We start from the raw sequence: 15,869 nt of genomic DNA on the forward strand, positions 1-15,869 counted from the left end.
CCGCGAGGGAAAGGTTTCTCCGCGCGACCGGGCGGCGCCGGAAAAACACCACCATGTCGCCCCTGGTCAGTGCGGTGCGTCCGCTCGCCGCCCGCCGATCCGGCCGGCGGCGAGGGCCGCCAGCCCGGCCGCGAGGAACGACAGCAGCGACGCGCTCATCCACGACTGCGGCGTGAAGTGCAGCGCCTCCTGCGCGCGCGTCCAGAGGTCGGTCCACCAGCCGGCCGCGCCCGGGTAGACGAGCTGGTAGACCGCGACGCCCGCCGCCCACGCCGCGATCATGCCCCAGCGGGCGGGGGCGTTGCGGCCCGTGTCCCAGCCGCGCCGCCCGCGGCCGAGGAAGAAGTCCGCGGCGAGGACGCCGAGCATCGGCACGAACACCGACCCGATCAGCGACAGGAACCCCGCGTAGTCGCCGATGTCGAGGACGAGCGCGAGGACCGTGACGCCCGCGCCGAGCGCCAGCGTGAGGACGCGCCGGTCGGCGCGCGGCACCAGGTTCTGGATCGACACCGCCGTCGAGTAGACGTTGGCGAACGACTGGTCGGCCTCGCGCAGCACGAACACCGCGAAGAACACCGCGCCCAGCGTGACGTGCAGGAACGGGTCGAACACCTTGGACGAGTCGCCCGCCACGAGCGCGAGGGCGAGCAGCCCGAGCACGTAGGCGACGATCTGGGTCAGCGAGTAGCCGACGGCCGCCGCGCCGAACGCCGCCTTCGAGCTCCGCGCGTGCCGGGTGTAGTCGGCGGCGACCGGCACCCAGGAGATCGACACCGCCAGCGCCGCGTCCGCGCCGACCCCGAACCCGCTCCACGACCCCGCCGTGAGGTCGGGCAGCGGCTCGCGCAGCAGCTGCACGTAGAAGTAGACGAGCGCGACGAGCACCGCCGCCGTGACGTAGCGGCGCAGCACCCGCACCGACCCGAGCGGCCAGAGCGTCAGCACCGTCGTGAGGACGCCCGCCGCGACGACGTACCCCCAGCGCGGGACGCCGCCCCACAGGGCGCGCGCCGCGTCCGCGATGACGATCAGCTCGAAGGTGCCCCAGCCGACGAGCTGGGCGACGTTCAGCACCGTCGGCGCGTACGACGGGCGGGCGCCGAACAGGCCGCGCAGCAGCACCATCGCGGGCTGCCCGGTGCGCGCGCCGGGCACGGCGGCGAGCCCCAGCATGAGCCCGCCGAGGGCGGTGCCGACGGCCATCGCGACGATCCCGGCGACGATCGACAGCGTCGGCCGGCCCGCCTCGTCGGGCGCCAGCACCGTGTAGGCGCCGGAGAACGCGAACAGGCTGACGCCGAGGTTGCCCCAGAACGCGGCCTGGTCCCAGAAGCCGAGCACCCGCGGGGCGGGTTCGTCCAGCGTGTACGGCGCCTCCGCGCCGCTCGCACGATCATCGACGACGGACGCCATGGCCCACACTCCCTACGCCGGCATTACCCGGACAGGTTCATGCGGTCGGCAGCACCGTCGGACGGCTGCCCTCTCAGCCCGGCTGTGGCCCGAGCTCCCGCGGAAAACGGTCGCACGCATCGTACAACGCCCGGAAAAGACCCGATCGCGGGCTCTATGCTCCCCGGGTGACCGCCCGTCCCCTTCTCGCGCTCGCCGTGCTCGCCTGCCTCGCCGCCGGCTGCTCCTCCGCCCGGCAGCTCGGCAGCGACACCCGGCAGGGCCTCGCGGACGGCAAGCGGCTCGGCATGCTGCAGGCGCACGGCCGCGAGGAGATCGCCGGCCGGGCGCACGTGTCCATCCCCGACCGGCTGCGCTGCCGCGTCACCGGCTCGGGCGGCGGCACGCCGGTGAGCTGCGCGGGCCGCACCGCCGACGGCCGCCCGGTCGCGCTCACCGGCGTGATCACCGAGTCCGGGCCGCTGGACAAGGCCGACTACGTGCGCGGCGACTTCACCGCCACCGTCGCCGGCCGCACCGTCCTCCGGGCCGCCTGCATCGGCCCCGGCTGCTAGCCCGGCCGGTCAGGCGACGCGCGGCGGGCCGTCCTGCGCGGCCTCCATCGGCCGCCCCGCCGCGGCCCAGCCCTGCATGCCGCCGCCGACGTTGCGGGCGGTCCAGCCCGACCGGTTCAGCGCGGCCGTCACCTGCGCGGACCGGCCGCCGGAGCGGCAGATCACGAAGACCTCGCGGTCCTGCGGGATCTCCCCGGCGCGGGCGTTCAGCTCCGTCATCGGGATGTGGACGGCGTCCGGGGCGTGCCCGGCGTCCCACTCGTCCTGCTCGCGGACGTCCAGCAGGTAGCCCTCCTCGGGCACCGCCGCCGCGTCGATCGCCGGGACGTCGTTTCCGTACATCATCGCACCTTCCGTGGAACCGTGCCGGGCCGTACCGCGTCGAACCCTCATGCGGTACCGGATGCTTCTCCTCGCAACGCCCGCCCTCGCCGCGATCCTTTCATCGGCGGCGTGCGGCTCCGAACAGGCGGGCGGCTCCGCCGGCGCGGTGCGCCCGAGCACGGCCGCCGCGTCCCCCGCCGAGACGCTGACCGTCCAGGTCAAGGCATCGCCGGAGGCGCCCGCGAAGAGGTGGACGCTGACGTGCGACCCGGTCGGCGGGGACCACCCGAAGGGCGCCGCCGCCTGCGCGGCGCTCGCCAAGGCGGCCGACCCGTTCAAGGCCCTCCCCAAGGACCGGATCTGCACCAAGATCTACGGGGGCCCCGAGACGGCCACCGTCACCGGCACCTGGAAGGGCGAGCCGGTCGACGCCCGGTTCGCGCGCGCCGACGGCTGCCAGCTCAGCCAGTGGACGGAGCTGAAGCCCCTCTTCGGCGACGTCCCGCCGGTCCGGTAGCACCGGCGGGACGCCCCGCGGCGGTTCAGTCGTTGGCGTGCAGCGCCGCGTTCAGCTCGACGGTGCGGCCGCCGCGGCCGACGGCCTCGACGGCGCCGGACTGGGAGTTGCGGCGGAACAGCAGCCCGGACCGCCCCGACAGCTCCGCGCCCTTCACGACGGCGCCGTCCGGCAGCGCGACCTTCGTGCCGGCGGTCACGTAGAGGCCGGCCTCCACGACGCAGTCGTCGCCGAGGCTGATGCCGATGCCGGAGTTCGCGCCGAGCAGGCAGCGCTCCCCGACCCTGATCACCTCGCTGCCGCCGCCCGACAGCGTCCCCATGATCGACGCGCCGCCGCCGACGTCGGAGTCCGGGCCGACGACGACGCCCGCCGAGATGCGGCCCTCGACCATCGACGCGCCGAGCGTGCCCGCGTTGAAGTTGACGAACCCCTCGTGCATGACGGTCGTCCCGGCCGCGAGGTGCGCGCCGAGCCGGACCCGCGACGCGTCGCCGATCCGCACGCCGGACGGCACCACGTAGTCGGTCATCCGCGGGAACTTGTCCACGGAGTGGACCGTCACCGGGCCGCGCGCCCGCAGCCGCCGCCGGACGTCCTCGAAGCCCTCGACGGCGCAGGGGCCCTGGTCGGTCCACACGACGTTGGCCAGCAGCCCGAAGATGCCGTCCAGGTTCAGGCCGTGCGGGCGGACCAGCCGCGCCGACAGCAGGTGCAGCCGCAGGTAGACGTCGTGGGCGTCCAGCGGCGCCGCCGCCAGGTCGGCGATCGCCACCCGCACCGCGACGGTCTCGACGCCGCGCGCCTCGTCGGCGCCGAGGCGCGCGCCGCCGAACGCCTTCGCCGCCTCGTCCGCGTCCAGCCTTCGGGTGCCCGCCGGGCCGTCGCCGCCGAGGGCGGGCTCGGGGAACCACACGTCCAGGACGGTGCCCTCGCTCGTCAGGGTCGCGATGCCCTCGCCGTACGCGCCGCCGGAAGTCTTCTCGTTCTCGCTCACGCCGTGACCGTACCTACTCCGCCCCGCCGGGGCACACCGGACCCGGCGGCGTCACTTGAGGAGGCGGGACATGCGGCGGTCGGCGAGGGGCGCGCCGCCCGTCTGGCATGAGGGGCAGTACTGGAGCGAGGAGTCGGCGAACGCGACCTCGCGGACGGTGTCGCCGCAGACGGGGCACTTCTCGCCGGTGCGGCCGTGCACGCGCAGGCCGGTCCGCTTCTCGCCCTTCAGGTCCTGCGCCTCCAGCCCGGCCGAGCGCGCGACGGCGTCGCGGAGCGTCCCGACGATCGCGGCGTGCAGGGCGGCGACGTCCTCCCCGGCCAGCGAAGAGGCGATCTTGAAGGGGGACATCCGGGCGGCGTGCAGCACCTCGTCGGAGTAGGCGTTGCCGATGCCCGCCACCACCTTCTGGTCGCGCAGCAGCCCCTTGATCCGCGTGCGGCGGCCCGCGACGATCGCGGCGAGCGCCTCGGGCGTGAACTCCGGCGCGAGCGGGTCGGGGCCGAGCGCGGCGATCCCCGGCACGTCCGCCGGATCCCGGACGACGTGCACGGCGAGGCCCTTGCGCGTCCCGGCCTCGGTGAGGTCGAACCCCGAGCCGTCGTCCAGGTGCACCCGGAGGGCGAGCGGGTTGCGGCCGCCGGGCTTCGCGGGACGCTGCGGCATCTCCTCGCGCCAGCGCAGCCAGCCGGCGCGCGCCAGGTGGACGACCAGGTGCAGGCCGTCCACGTCGACGTCCAGGAACTTGCCGTGCCGGGCGGCGCCCGTCACGGTGAGGCCGCCGAGCGCGGTGACCGGCGGGTCGTAGGTCTTCAGGGCGGAGATCGCGAGAACATCGACGCGGGCCACGGCGTGGCCGGTCGCGCGCTCCCGCAGGAACCCCGCGAGCGCCTCCACCTCGGGCAGTTCGGGCATGCCCCCAGTATCGGTCACGCGGTTGTCCACAGGGCTGTGGAAACCTGTGGACAGAGCTGTGCACAACTTCGGGGAGCGCCGGTTTTCCGCGACGCCCGTCACAACATCCCAGGTGGAAGCGGTCATATGAGGGCATCGTCACCGTCCCCCGGTCCGCCGCGGCCTGTGGATAACTTTGCGCAATATCCCCGTCAAGAGCGCCCGGGCGGGCCGGCCGGCCGGGGTCCGCGCCGGCCGTCGCGCGCTGTGACGTGGATCATGCAATAACCCCTAGGGGGTAGGGGTTGAAGGGGCGGGGGCGGTATGGCAGCATGACGACCCAAGATACCCCCCTGGGGTAAAAGCCGCACAAGGAGGACGCGCCATGGCGACCGCTGTTTACACCGTCACCGGGATGACCTGCGGGCACTGCGAGAGCTCGGTGAAGGAGGAGGTCGGCGGGATCGACGGGGTGACCGGGGTCGACGTCGACCTCGCGTCCGGACGCGTCACCGTCACCTCCGCCGCCCCCGTCGACGACGCCCTGGTCAGGGCCGCCGTCGACGAGGCCGGCTACAAGGTCGAGGAGTGAGGGCGCGGTGAACACCGCGACCCGGCTGGGGGCCTTCGCGGCCGGCCTGGCCGCCGTCTTCGGCGCCGCCCTCGGGCTCGGCGGCCTCGTCGGCCCGGTCGGCGCCACCGCCGAAGACGGCCACGGGTCCGAGCACGGGTCCGGCCATGAGTCAGGGACGCCGGCGGCGGCCGCGCCGCCCGGCGGGCTGCAGATCTCCGCGGGCGGCTACACCTTCCACCCGCGCGCCACCGAGATCGCCGCAGGGCGCCGCACCGACTTCCGGTTCACGATCGACGGCCCGGACGCCCGGCCCGTCACCCGCTACGAGCCGCTGCACGGCAAGCCGCTCCACCTCATCGTGGCGCGCCGCGACCTGTCGGGCTTCCAGCACCTGCACCCGGTGCTCGGCGCGGGCGGCGTCTGGAGCGTTCCGGTCACGCTGGCGGACCCGGGCACCTACCGGTTCTTCACCGACGTCAAGCCCGCCGGCGCCGCGCAGGCCACGCTCGGCGCCGACGTCACCGTCCCCGGCGACCAGCGGCCCGCGCCGCTGCCCGCCGCGTCCCGCACCGCCACCGTGGACGGCTACGAGGTGCGCCTGGACGGCGACCTCGCCGCCGGCCGCTCCAGCGCGCTCACGTTCACCGTGACGCGGGGCGGCGCGCCCGTCACCGACCTGCGGCCCTACCTGGAGGCGTACGGCCACCTGGTCGCCCTCCGCCGGGGCGACCTCGCCTACCTGCACGTGCACCCCGACGGGGAGCCCGGCGACGGCCGCACCCGGCCGGGCCCGCGGATCGCCTTCCACGCCGAGGTCCCGAGCGCCGGGACCTACCGGCTCTACCTGGACTTCGAGCACGGCGGGACGGTGCGCACCGCCGAGTTCACCGCCACCGCCCGATGACGGCGCCGAAAGAGAGGAGCACCGCGATGAGCGACGGCGACCCGGCCGCCCGGATCGAGCTGGCGATCGGCGGGATGACGTGCGCCTCGTGCGCCGCCCGCGTCGAGAAGCGCCTGAACAAGCTGGACGGCGTCACCGCCACGGTCAACTACGCGACCGAGAAGGCCACCGTCGCCTACCCCCCGGGGGTCACCCCGGAGGACCTGGTCGCGACGGTGGAGAAGGCGGGCTACACCGCCGACCTGCCCGCCCCGCCCGCCGGCGGCGACGGCGGCGACGGCGGCGACGGAGAGCCCGACGACGCGCTGCGGCCGCTCCGGCAGCGGCTCGTCACCGCCGTCGTGCTGGCCGTCCCGGTCATCGCCATGGCGATGGTCCCGGCGCTGCAGTTCACCAACTGGCAGTGGCTCTCGCTGACCCTGACCGCGCCCGTCGTCGTCTACGCGGGATGGCCGTTCCACAAGGCCGCCTGGACGAACCTGCGGCACGGCGCCGCGACCATGGACACGCTCGTCTCGCTCGGCACCCTCGCCGCGTTCGGCTGGTCGCTCTGGGCGCTGTTCTTCGGCACCGCGGGCGAGCCCGGCATGCGGCACCCCTTCGAGCTGTCGATCTCCCGGACCGACGGGTCCGGCGCCCTCTACCTGGAGGCGGCCGCGGGCGTCGTCGCGTTCCTCCTCGCCGGCCGCTACTTCGAGGCCCGCGCCAAGCGCCGCGCCGGGTCCGCGCTCCGCGCGCTGCTGGAACTCGGCGCCAAGGACGTCGCGGTCGTCCGCGACGGCCGCGAGCGGCGCGTCCCGATCGCCGACCTGCGGGCCGGCGACGTGTTCGCGGTCCGCCCCGGCGAGCGGATCGCCACCGACGGCACGGTGCGCGAGGGCTCGTCCGCCGTGGACGCCTCGCTGCTCACCGGCGAGTCGGTGCCCGTCGAGGTCGGGCCGGGCGACGCCGTCACGGGCGCGACCGTGAACGCGGGCGGGCGGCTGCTGGTCGAGGCCACGCGCGTCGGCGCCGACACCCAGCTCGCGCGGATGGCGCGGCTGGTCGAGGAGGCGCAGACCGGCAAGGCGCGGGTGCAGCGGCTCGCCGACCGCGTCTCGGGCGTGTTCGTGCCGATCGTGATCGCGCTCGCCGCCGCCACCCTGGGGTTCTGGCTCGGCACCGGCGCGGGCCCGGCCGCGGCGTTCACCGCCGCCGTCGCCGTCCTCATCATCGCCTGCCCCTGCGCGCTCGGCCTCGCCACGCCGACCGCCCTCATGGTCGGCACCGGCCGCGGCGCCCGCCTCGGCATCCTGATCAAGGGGCCGGAGGTGCTGGAGTCCACCCGCGCCGTCGACACCGTCGTGCTCGACAAGACCGGCACCGTCACCACCGGCCGCATGGCGCTGGCCGCCGTCACCGTCGCGGACGGGACCGGCGAGGACGAGGCGCTCCGCCTCGCCGGGGCGCTGGAGCACGCCTCCGAGCACCCGATCGCGCGGGCGATCGCGCGCGGCGCCGCCGAGCGCGCCGGCGCCCTGCCGCCCGTCGACGGCTTCGCCAACGTCGCGGGGCTCGGCGTGGCGGGGACGGTCGAGGGGCGCGCCGTCGTCGTCGGCCGCCCGCGGCTGCTCGCCGACCGGTCGCTGCCGCTCCCGCCCGAGCTGGAGCGGGCCGTCGAGGACGCGCGGCGGCACGGCGTCACCGCCGTCGCCGCCGGCTGGGACGGCGCCGCCCGCGCCGTGCTCACCGTCGCCGACCAGGTCAAGCCGACGTCGGCCGAGGCCGTCGCCCGGCTGCGCGCCCTCGGGCTCCGCCCGGTGCTGCTCACCGGCGACGGGGCGGCCGTCGCCCGCACCGTCGCCGCCGCCGTCGGCATCGACGAGGTGATCGCCGACGTGCTGCCGCAGGACAAGGTCGCGGTGGTGAAGCGGCTCCAGGGCGAGGGCCGCACCGTCGCGATGGTCGGCGACGGCGTCAACGACGCCGCCGCGCTCGCGCAGGCCGACCTCGGCCTCGCCATGGGAACCGGCGCCGACGTGGCGATCGAGGCGTCCGACCTCACCCTGGTCCGCGGCGACCTGCGCGCCGCCGCCGACGCGATCCGGCTGTCGCGGCGCACGCTCCGCACCATCAAGGGCAACCTGTTCTGGGCCTTCGCCTACAACGTGGCGGCGCTGCCGCTCGCCGCGGCGGGCCTGCTCAACCCGATGATCGCGGGGGCGGCGATGGCGTTCTCGTCGGTGTTCGTGGTGAGCAACAGCCTGCGGCTGCGGCGGTTCGCGCCGCTCCCGGACGGCGCGGCGCCCGCCGCCGAACGGACCGCCGGCCCGCGCCCCCAGGTCACCGCCCGCTGATCGCCCCGCCGGACCCCGGCGCCCGGATCCGGACCCCGCCGCGGGACCGGCTCCGGGCGTTTTTTACCTTTGGTAGGGGAACTTCCGTACCGCTGTGCGCCGTCTCACTCCCCGGAACCAGGGAGGCCGGATGAGGATCGCCGACGAGGTGCTGCTGCTCGCCCTGCACGCGAGCGGCGGCCGGCCGCCGGGCGGGGGACCGCTCGGCCCCGCCCTCGGCGCCGCGCTGCTGGCCGAGCTGGCGCTGGCCGGCCGCGTGAAGATCGTCGCGGGCCGCGTCGCCGTCGCGGCCGGCGACCCGACCGGCGACGCCGAGCTGGACGCGGCGCTCGCCCGCGTCGCCGCCGCCCCGGAGCGCGACGCGGCCCGCTGGGCCGCCGAGCTCGGCGACGGCGCGCTGCGCGGCCGCCTCGCCGAGACCCTCGTCGAGGGCGGCATGGTCGCGGCCGAGGAGCACTGGGTGGACGGCGTGCTCGCCTCGTCCGGGCACCCCGAGCTGAACCCGCGCCCGCGCCGCGAGGTCGCCGCCCGGCTCGCCGCGGCGCGCGGCGGCCGTCCCGACGACCGCACGGCGGCGCTGCTCGCCGTCGCCGCGGCCGCCGGGCTCGTCGAGCCGGACGGCGACGGCGACGGCCCCTACGCGTGGGCGGCCGAGGCCGTCGCCGTCGCGGCCGCGCCCGGCGGCTGACCGGCCGTCAGCCGCCCGCCGGCAGCACCTTCACCCGGGTGCCCCGGCAGCCGGGGCAGGACGGGTCGATCCACGGCGGCATGCTCGCCTGGCCGCCGCGCTCCCAGGCCACCTGCCCGGCCCCGCCGTGCCGCGCCCGGAACGGGCGCTCCCACCGGTGCAGGCAGCCGAGGCAGTGGAACCGCCAGAGCTCGTCGACGATCTGGACGTCCTTCATCTTCACGGGTCGCTCCGCTTCTCGATCACGAACGGACGGATCGCGAAAGGGGCGGATTCCGGGCAGGCCGGACGGGCCGGAGAACGCGCGGCCCCGCCCCGGCCCCACCGGAAGGGGCCGCCCCGCGGAGCGGCCTACGTCCGCGAGACGCCGAGCACGACGAGCAGCCGCGCACCGGACGCCCGCCCGGCCGGACCGGCCTGCGGGCCGGCCGCGCGGGCGGGGTGGGCGGCGAAGTCCAGGGCGAGGCGGCGGGCCGCCGCGTCCTCGTCGAGCAGGCCGCGCGGCAGGACGGGCCGCACCACGGCGCGCCGGACCGGCGTGCGCGCCGCCCCGGCGATGTCGGCGGACCCCGCCGCCGGCTGCTCGCGCTCCGGCGCGCCGCCCGCCCGCTCGCCGGACCGCTCCGGCGCCCGCTCGCCCGCGACGGCGTCCGGGACCGGGCCCGCCCCGTCCGGCGGGGGCGCCGCGAGACCGGCGATCACCCCGGCGAGGAGCAGCAGCGCGGCGAGCAGGACCGGCCCTGGCCCGCCGGCCGGCCGACCGGTCGGCACGCGTCGGTACCGGCTCGTCCGCACCCCACCGACCTTACTTCACGCTACGCGCACGGAACATGACTTAAAGTAATCAAAGACCTTCCCGTCCCAGTTCAGGGGCGGTGCGGGGTCGGCGCGTCAGGGGCGCAGGGCGGCGACGAGCGGGGCGACGGCCGTGTCGGCGGCGGCGTCGTCGAGCGCGGCGTGCAGCGCGCCGTCGTAGGTGGGCCCGGCCTCGGCCCGCACCAGGCGGCCGGTGTCGGTGATCACGGTGTAGACGCCGCGCCGGTCCTTCGGGCAGTGCGCGCGGCGGGTGAGGCCGGCCGACTCCAGGCGGGCGACGAGGCGGGTGACCGAGCTCTGGTTCAGGCCGATCGCGTCGGCGAGCTCCTGCATGCGCAGCTCGCCCTCGTCGGCGGCCTCCAGGGCGCAGAGGGCGCGGAAGTCCGACAGCCCGAGCCGGTGGTGCTCCTGGAGCGCCCGGGCGAGCGCGTGCTCGACGCGGCCGTGCAGCGTGACCACCTGGTCCCAGCCGGGCGCGCCGGCGGCGTCCATCACCGAAAGTCCCCTCCCTCGTCCTGTTGACATCAGGATACTCGCTCGTGCAATCTATGTATGTACATGCAAAGAAAGGACGCGCCATGACCGTCTCGCTGCTCGACCCCTACACCGGCCCGCACCTGCGCCTGCCCAACCGCGTCGCGATGGCCCCGGTCACGCGCGGCCGCGCCGACGACGCCACCGGCGTCCCGCACCCGGCCGCCCGCGACTACTACGCGCAGCGCGCCTCCGCCGGGCTGATCGTCACCGAGGGGATCTGGCCGCACCGGCTCGGCAAGGGGGAACCGGGCGTCCCCGGCCTCGTCACCGCCGAGCAGGCGGCGGGCTGGCGCGCCGTCACCGGCGCGGTGCACGCGGCCGGCGGCCGGATCTTCGCGCAGCTCTGGCACGTCGGCCGGATGAGCCACCCGCTCGTCCTGGACGGCGCGGCGCCGGTCGCGCCCTCGGCCGTCCGCATCGAGGGCGAGTACCTCCACACCGCCGCCGGGCGGCGCGACCACGTCACGCCGCGCGCCCTGGAGACCGCCGAGGTCGAGGAGCTCGTCGGAGCGTTCGCCGCGGCCGCCCGCGCCGCCGTCGGCGCCGGCTTCGACGGCGTCGAGGTGCACGGCGCCAACGGCTACCTCATCCAGCAGTTCCTCGGCACCAACACCAACCGGCGCACCGACCGCTACGCCGAGCCCACCCTCTTCGCGCGCGAGGTCGTGCGCGCCGTCGCCGCCGCCGTCGGCCCGGAGCGGACGGCGCTGCGCATCTCGCCCGGCAGCACCGACCACGCGATCGACGAGGCCGACCCCCGGACCGTCTACCGGGCGCTGCTCGCCGACCTCGACCCGCTCGGGCTCGCCTACCTGCACATCGTCGAGCGCGGCGCCTACTGCGCCCTCGCCGACCTGCGGCCCCGCTGGTCGGGCACCCTCATCGGCAACCTCGACGGCCCCGAGCCGACCACCCGCGAGGCGGCCGAGCGCGCCGTCCAGGCCGGTCTCGCCGACGTCTTCTCCTTCGGCCGCCTGTTCATCGCCAACCCCGACCTGCCCGCCCGCTTCGCCGCCGGAGCCCCCCTCAACCCCCTCCGCCCCACCCTCATCTACGGAGGCGGCCACGAGGGCTACACCGACTACCCGCCCCTCCCCACCCCGGCCCACACCCCCTAACGCCCGCGCCTAACCCCCACGCCGCACCGGGCGCGCCCTCACCCGCACACCGCGCCGGGCGCGCCCTCACCCGCACACCGCGCCGGGCGCGCCCTCACCCGCACACCGCGCCGGGCGCGCCCTCACCCGCACACCGCGCCGGGCGCGCCCTCACCTTGCACGTCCTGACGCGAGCGTCTTCACCCCGCGCCGTGCCGGGTGCGCCCTCACCCGCACACCGTGACCGGAACGCCTTCACCGTGCACACCCTGCCGGGCGCACCTTCACCCTGCACACCCTGCCGGGCGCGCCCTCACCCCGCGCGCCGTGATGGGAGCGCCCTCACCCTGCACGTCCTGCCGGGCGCGCCTTAACCCCACCCCTACCGAAGGCACCTTCACCCCCACACCCTGACGGGCGCGCCTTCACTCTCCCGGCGGGAGGTCGTAGACCATCGAGTCCACTGCCGCGAAGCCGAGGAGCCTGCTCAGGTAGGGGGTGCGGACGGTCCGCTCGACGCGGAAGCCGAAGCGCTCGTAGAGGGCTTTGGCGCGCGGGTTGGTGTCGATGACCTCCAGCCGGACCCGGCGCAGCCCGCGCCGGCGCGCCTCCCCGGCGGTCGCGCCCAGCAGCGCCGTGCCGACGCCCAGCCCGCGCGCCGCCGGCGACACCGCGAGGATCTCCAGCAGCAGCTCCCCGTCACCCGGCGCCGCCGAATCGAGAAACCGGGCGAGCAGGCTGCGCCAAGTACCACGCAGCGGCCCGAACGCCCGGCGCAGCAACGCCCCGTCCAGCACCGACGCGGACCCGTCCGCGTCCCGCAACGCCGCGATCCCGACCAGCCGGTCACCGTCCCACGCACCGAGAACCCGCTCCGGCACCAGCGAAGCCCCGAGCAACCGCGCAGGCTCCCCGCCTCCAACAACCGGTGCGAGCTTCCGTGAGAATCCCTCCCAGTACAGCTCGCCCGCCGCCTCGCGAGCCTCCTCGCCCAGCCCGAGCCGGATGTACAACGTGCCGCTCTTGGCGCCCATACCGGAAGAATGCCCCCTGGTCAGGCAGCCAACTCCACCCCCGCCCGCCCCCTCAAGTCACAAAACCACCAAAAACTCCCCCACTGTTCGTCCCCCGTCTCCCCGAACAGAACAGCCGCACCCCCCTTCCCGCCCGCGCTCCGTCCGCGCCCGTCCCGCACTCCGCCAGCGATGACCGCCCGGTCGCCGCTCGTTGAGATGCGGCGTGTTGCGCACTTTCGATCTTCGAAGTGCGCAACACGCCGCATCTCAACTTTGGATGACCGGGCGGTCACGGGCGGCGGGGCATTCAGTTCGTTCATGCACGGTCTGTCCGTCAGCGCTTTGGAACGTCGGCAATCTGGTCGGCTCGGGGCGTACGGGCGTACGGGCGTACGGGCGTACGGGCGTGAACGTGTGTAGGCGTGCGGGGCGCGTGGAGCAGAGGGTGCAGGTTGTGTGGAGCGGGGTGGCATGAGTCGTGTGAGGTGCGGGGCACGCAGGGCGGGCGGGGTGCGCGAGGTGCGCAGGGCATGCAGGGCACGCGGGGTGCGTGGGGCGAGCAGGGCACGCGGAGAGTGCGGGGCATGCGAGGCACGCGGAGTGCGCGGGGCACGCGGGGTGCGCGGGGCGAGCAGGGCACGCGGGGTGCGCGGGGCGAGCAGGGCGAGCAGGGCACGCGGAGTGCGCGGGGCATGCGGAGTGCGCAGGGCGAGCAGGGCACGCGGAGTGCGCGGGGCATGCGGAGTGCGCAGGGCGAGCAGGGCATGCGGAGTGCGCGGGGCATGCGGGGCGCGCGGGGCACGCGGGGCACGCGGGGCGCGGGGGGCGCGGGGGGCACGCGGGGCACGAAGGGCGGGCGGGGTGCGCGGGGCGCGCGGGGCACGCGGAGTGCACGGGGTGCACGGGGCACGCAGGGTGCGCAGAGCGAGCAGGGCACGCGGAGTGCGCGGGGTGCACGGGGCACGCGGGGCACGCGGGGTGCGCGGGGCATGTGAGGCACACGGCGTGTGCGGGGCGTGAAAGGCAGACGGGGTGGGCGAGGTGTGAGACAGGCGGGGCGCGCGGGGTGTGCGAGGCAGGCAGGGTGTGTAGAAGGCGCGGGGGCGTGGGGGTGTGTGGGACGCGTGGGGTGTGAGGTAGGTGGGGGTGCGAGGTGAGTGGGGCTTGTGGGGTGGGGGGTCAGGGGAGGGGGACGGTCCAGAAGGTGAGTTCGTGGCGCATGCCGAGCAGGAAGGCGTCTTCGGCGGCGGGGCGCGGTGGGGCCGCTTCGTCGATCATTTCGCCGATGCGGCGGGCCAGGGCGGCGAAGCCGGGGTCGGCGTAGGTGTCCACCCAGCGGCGGTAGCGGGGTTCGGCGGGCGGGTCCTCGGCCAGGCGCGCGCCGAGGCGGGAGTAGCCCCACATGCACGGGTACAGCGCGGCCAGTCCGGTGCCGTAGTCGGCGGCGGCGTCGAGCAGGAACGCGGTGTAGGCGGCGCACGCCGGGCCCTTGCGGGCGCCGTTCAGGTCGGCGCCGAACTCCGCCGACAGCGTCCGGTGCAGGTCGAGTTCCACGTGGAACGTCGAGTGCGCCAGGTCCACGAGGTCGCCCAGGTGAGCGGTGGGGGCCTGCCAGGCGAGGCGGGAGAAGACGCGCACGTAGTCGAGCAGGAACAGGTGGTCCTGCTCCAGCCAGGAGCGGAACACCGCCTCGTCCAGGTCGCCGCGGGCGATGCCCGCCACCGTCGGGTGGGCGAGCTGCTCGGCGACCAGCGGTTCGCCGAGTTCCTCCAGGTGCGCCGCGAGACTCATGGGCCCAGTGTTCCAGCCGGCCGGCGGCTCCGGGAGGCCAGGAAAGACCTGGGCCCCGTCCGCGAAAGCGGAGCGGGGCCCAGGGTCACGACCGATGCGGGGCCGCCTCTCGGCGAAAGGCACGACACGGCTCCAGCCGGACGGTATTCCGTGAAGGCGATGGGTGAAGCCCGGGGGCACCATCGCATCGGCTGACAGGTGTAACCGGCGGGCGCCGCGGGTTGTTCCCGCCCGGCTAGCACACGGGCGGGATCCGGCGCACGGCCCCGGCGCCACATCCCGCAGGCCGGAGTTCGCCACAGGCCCTCTGGCGCGGCGCGGCGGTCAGCCTCTACGGTGGCGGCGCCACCCCGAAAGGATCTCCCGATGAAGCCGACCCGCCTCGCCGTCCTGGCGCTCGTTCCTGCCCTGGCCCTCGCCGCGTGCGGCGGCGGCGACAAGAAGGACGGCGCGGCGAGCGCCTCGCCGTCCGTGTCCGCGCCCTCGGGCGACGCCTCGGCCCCGGCCGGTGCCGGCGGGCCGACCGGCGCGTCCCCCGCCCCCGGCGCGCCCGCGCCCGGCACGAGCAACGGCGCGGGCGGCGGCACCGGCGGCGGCGCGGGCGGCGGCGGCACCGGCGGCGGCGCGGGCGTCCCGAGCCCCACCCCGACCGCGATCACCCGGTTCATCGCGTGCATGCACCAGCACGGCGTCGACATCAAAGCCGGTCAGACCACGCCCCCGAACGTCGACCAGAACAAGCTGAAGCTCGCGACCCTCGCCTGCGTCCAGTACATCACCGCGACGCCGAAGAGCTGACGCCCGCGGCGGGCCCGCGGATCCCCCGGCGATCGCTATAGAGCGGGCGAACGCGGGTAGAGCACCCAGCACAGCCAGCAAGGCCGACTGGGGGTGATCACATTGCTGGACGACACGCCGCCCGCCGACGCCATGGGCCTGCGCCAGCGGGTCGACGGGCGGTGGGTGATCGTGACGGTGACCGGCGACCTCGACCTGTCCACCGCGCCGCGCCTGGAGGCGGTGCTCGACGTGCCCGAGCTGCCCGGCGGGCGGCGGCACGTCGCGGTCGACGCGGCCGGTCTGGAGTTCTGCGACTCCACCGGAGTGAACGTGCTGATCAGGGCGTGGAAGCGGTTGAAGGCCCTGCAGGGCCAGCTCATCCTGCTCCACGTGCCCGAGCCGATCCGCGAGCGGATCGGCTGGATGGGGCTGGACAAGGTGTTCAGCCTGCGCGACTCGCTGCCCGAGCACACCATCAAGATCAGAGGGCCGGAGTGGGAGCGGACCGGCCCGAGCATCCCCGAGGACGCCTGACGAAGGCCGGCGACGCCTGACCGGCGGGCGCCGCGCCGCCTCCCCATCGCCTCCGTGCGGGCGATGCCGGCGGCCGGTCCCGATCGGCGCGGCC

The 15,869-nt window shown here is 75.9% G+C and carries 18 protein-coding genes and 1 riboswitch; of the genes, 9 read left to right on the forward strand and 9 right to left on the reverse strand.

The features are described 5' to 3' along the window. Positions 1–66: 66 nt before the first annotated feature. Positions 67–1,416 (reverse strand): purine-cytosine permease family protein, encoded by a 1,350-nt coding sequence (locus tag K1Y72_RS05275; RefSeq protein ID WP_220163768.1) that lies wholly within the window; start codon positions 1,414–1,416, stop codon positions 67–69. Beyond that, positions 1,409–1,527: riboswitch (TPP riboswitch) on the reverse strand. It overlaps the preceding gene by 8 nt. Before the next feature lie 56 nt (positions 1,528–1,583). On the opposite strand from K1Y72_RS05275, the gene K1Y72_RS05280 reads away from it, so the two are divergent. Then, a complete protein-coding gene (locus K1Y72_RS05280; protein ID WP_220163769.1) occupies positions 1,584–1,970 on the forward strand; it encodes a hypothetical protein in 387 nt (128 codons plus the stop codon). A 9-nt stretch (positions 1,971–1,979) separates the two neighbouring features. Here K1Y72_RS05280 and K1Y72_RS05285 read toward each other — a convergent pair whose 3' ends face one another. Beyond that, positions 1,980–2,312, reverse strand: coding sequence for a rhodanese-like domain-containing protein (locus K1Y72_RS05285; protein ID WP_220164468.1), 333 nt, complete (start codon positions 2,310–2,312; stop codon positions 1,980–1,982). Positions 2,313–2,373: 61 nt separating this feature from the next. On the opposite strand from K1Y72_RS05285, the gene K1Y72_RS05290 reads away from it, so the two are divergent. Next, entirely contained in the window at positions 2,374–2,811 is a 438-nt protein-coding gene (locus K1Y72_RS05290; protein WP_258571984.1) for an SSI family serine proteinase inhibitor, read from the forward strand. Positions 2,812–2,836: 25 nt separating this feature from the next. Here K1Y72_RS05290 and dapD read toward each other — a convergent pair whose 3' ends face one another. After that, positions 2,837–3,808 carry a 2,3,4,5-tetrahydropyridine-2,6-dicarboxylate N-succinyltransferase gene (dapD, locus tag K1Y72_RS05295; RefSeq protein WP_220163771.1) on the reverse strand — a complete coding sequence of 324 codons (972 nt, stop codon included), beginning with the start codon at positions 3,806–3,808 and terminating at the stop codon, positions 2,837–2,839. Between the two features lie 51 nt (positions 3,809–3,859). Beyond that, positions 3,860–4,723 carry an Fpg/Nei family DNA glycosylase gene (locus K1Y72_RS05300; protein ID WP_220163772.1) on the reverse strand — a complete coding sequence of 288 codons (864 nt, stop codon included), beginning with the start codon at positions 4,721–4,723 and terminating at the stop codon, positions 3,860–3,862. A gap of 364 nt (positions 4,724–5,087) precedes the next feature. Here K1Y72_RS05300 and K1Y72_RS05305 point away from each other — a divergent pair, with 364 nt between their 5' ends. From K1Y72_RS05305 to K1Y72_RS05320, 4 genes are all read left to right on the forward strand, one after another. After that, entirely contained in the window at positions 5,088–5,294 is a 207-nt protein-coding gene (locus K1Y72_RS05305) for a heavy-metal-associated domain-containing protein (protein ID WP_220163773.1), read from the forward strand. Between the two features lie 7 nt (positions 5,295–5,301). Then, complete coding sequence (locus tag K1Y72_RS05310) at positions 5,302–6,180, forward strand: DUF8832 domain-containing protein (RefSeq protein WP_220163774.1); 879 nt, start codon at positions 5,302–5,304, stop codon at positions 6,178–6,180. A gap of 26 nt (positions 6,181–6,206) precedes the next feature. After that, complete coding sequence (locus K1Y72_RS05315) at positions 6,207–8,516, forward strand: heavy metal translocating P-type ATPase (protein ID WP_220163775.1); 2,310 nt, start codon at positions 6,207–6,209, stop codon at positions 8,514–8,516. A gap of 130 nt (positions 8,517–8,646) precedes the next feature. Next, on the forward strand, positions 8,647–9,204 hold the full coding sequence (locus K1Y72_RS05320; protein ID WP_220163776.1) for a GPP34 family phosphoprotein: 558 nt from the start codon (positions 8,647–8,649) through the stop codon (positions 9,202–9,204). Positions 9,205–9,211: 7 nt separating this feature from the next. Here the strand turns inward: K1Y72_RS05320 and K1Y72_RS05325 are convergent, their stop codons facing one another. From K1Y72_RS05325 to K1Y72_RS05335, 3 genes are all read right to left on the reverse strand, one after another. Then, the gene (locus K1Y72_RS05325) at positions 9,212–9,421 is read right to left on the reverse strand and encodes a hypothetical protein (protein WP_258572023.1); all 210 of its coding nucleotides are present in this window, start codon (positions 9,419–9,421) and stop codon (positions 9,212–9,214) included. 134 nt (positions 9,422–9,555) lie between these two features. Further along, positions 9,556–9,975: a hypothetical protein gene (locus K1Y72_RS05330; protein WP_220163778.1), complete on the reverse strand. Its 420-nt coding sequence runs from the start codon at positions 9,973–9,975 to the stop codon at positions 9,556–9,558. Between the two features lie 120 nt (positions 9,976–10,095). After that, positions 10,096–10,512 (reverse strand): MarR family winged helix-turn-helix transcriptional regulator, encoded by a 417-nt coding sequence (locus K1Y72_RS05335; RefSeq protein WP_220163779.1) that lies wholly within the window; start codon positions 10,510–10,512, stop codon positions 10,096–10,098. An 86-nt stretch (positions 10,513–10,598) separates the two neighbouring features. On the opposite strand from K1Y72_RS05335, the gene K1Y72_RS05340 reads away from it, so the two are divergent. After that, positions 10,599–11,675 carry an oxidoreductase gene (locus tag K1Y72_RS05340; protein WP_220163781.1) on the forward strand — a complete coding sequence of 359 codons (1,077 nt, stop codon included), beginning with the start codon at positions 10,599–10,601 and terminating at the stop codon, positions 11,673–11,675. A 404-nt stretch (positions 11,676–12,079) separates the two neighbouring features. On the opposite strand, the gene K1Y72_RS05345 is transcribed toward K1Y72_RS05340, so the two are convergent. Together K1Y72_RS05345 and K1Y72_RS05350 are read right to left on the reverse strand one after the other, a co-directional pair. Continuing rightward, positions 12,080–12,688 carry a GNAT family N-acetyltransferase gene (locus K1Y72_RS05345; RefSeq protein ID WP_220163783.1) on the reverse strand — a complete coding sequence of 203 codons (609 nt, stop codon included), beginning with the start codon at positions 12,686–12,688 and terminating at the stop codon, positions 12,080–12,082. Between the two features lie 1,161 nt (positions 12,689–13,849). Continuing rightward, a complete protein-coding gene (locus K1Y72_RS05350; protein ID WP_220163785.1) occupies positions 13,850–14,461 on the reverse strand; it encodes a TenA family protein in 612 nt (203 codons plus the stop codon). Positions 14,462–14,827: 366 nt separating this feature from the next. On the opposite strand from K1Y72_RS05350, the gene K1Y72_RS05355 reads away from it, so the two are divergent. Continuing rightward, positions 14,828–15,259: a hypothetical protein gene (locus K1Y72_RS05355; RefSeq protein ID WP_220163787.1), complete on the forward strand. Its 432-nt coding sequence runs from the start codon at positions 14,828–14,830 to the stop codon at positions 15,257–15,259. A gap of 93 nt (positions 15,260–15,352) precedes the next feature. After that, positions 15,353–15,775: an STAS domain-containing protein gene (locus K1Y72_RS05360; RefSeq protein ID WP_220163790.1), complete on the forward strand. Its 423-nt coding sequence runs from the start codon at positions 15,353–15,355 to the stop codon at positions 15,773–15,775. Positions 15,776–15,869: the final 94 nt, after the last annotated feature.

It is taken from the genome of Actinomadura parmotrematis (assembly GCF_019458805.1).
GTDB lineage: Bacteria > Actinomycetota > Actinomycetes > Streptosporangiales > Streptosporangiaceae > Spirillospora > Spirillospora parmotrematis.

Bases quoted from the DNA above. Each gene is read 5' to 3' on its own strand.
- K1Y72_RS05340 (WP_220163781.1), top strand. From the start codon at position 10,599: ATGACCGTCTCGCTGCTCGACCCCTACACCGGCCCGCACCTGCGCCTG.
- K1Y72_RS05325 (WP_258572023.1), bottom strand. From the start codon at position 9,421: ATGAAGGACGTCCAGATCGTCGACGAGCTCTGGCGGTTCCACTGCCTC.
- K1Y72_RS05335 (WP_220163779.1), bottom strand. From the start codon at position 10,512: ATGGACGCCGCCGGCGCGCCCGGCTGGGACCAGGTGGTCACGCTGCAC.
- K1Y72_RS05285 (WP_220164468.1), bottom strand. From the start codon at position 2,312: ATGTACGGAAACGACGTCCCGGCGATCGACGCGGCGGCGGTGCCCGAG.
- K1Y72_RS05345 (WP_220163783.1), bottom strand. From the start codon at position 12,688: ATGGGCGCCAAGAGCGGCACGTTGTACATCCGGCTCGGGCTGGGCGAG.
- K1Y72_RS05275 (WP_220163768.1), bottom strand. From the start codon at position 1,416: ATGGCGTCCGTCGTCGATGATCGTGCGAGCGGCGCGGAGGCGCCGTAC.
- K1Y72_RS05305 (WP_220163773.1), top strand. From the start codon at position 5,088: ATGGCGACCGCTGTTTACACCGTCACCGGGATGACCTGCGGGCACTGC.
- K1Y72_RS05350 (WP_220163785.1), bottom strand. From the start codon at position 14,461: ATGAGTCTCGCGGCGCACCTGGAGGAACTCGGCGAACCGCTGGTCGCC.
- K1Y72_RS05355 (WP_220163787.1), top strand. From the start codon at position 14,828: ATGAAGCCGACCCGCCTCGCCGTCCTGGCGCTCGTTCCTGCCCTGGCC.
- K1Y72_RS05315 (WP_220163775.1), top strand. From the start codon at position 6,207: ATGAGCGACGGCGACCCGGCCGCCCGGATCGAGCTGGCGATCGGCGGG.
- K1Y72_RS05320 (WP_220163776.1), top strand. From the start codon at position 8,647: ATGAGGATCGCCGACGAGGTGCTGCTGCTCGCCCTGCACGCGAGCGGC.
- K1Y72_RS05290 (WP_258571984.1), top strand. From the start codon at position 2,374: ATGCTTCTCCTCGCAACGCCCGCCCTCGCCGCGATCCTTTCATCGGCG.
- K1Y72_RS05300 (WP_220163772.1), bottom strand. From the start codon at position 4,723: ATGCCCGAACTGCCCGAGGTGGAGGCGCTCGCGGGGTTCCTGCGGGAG.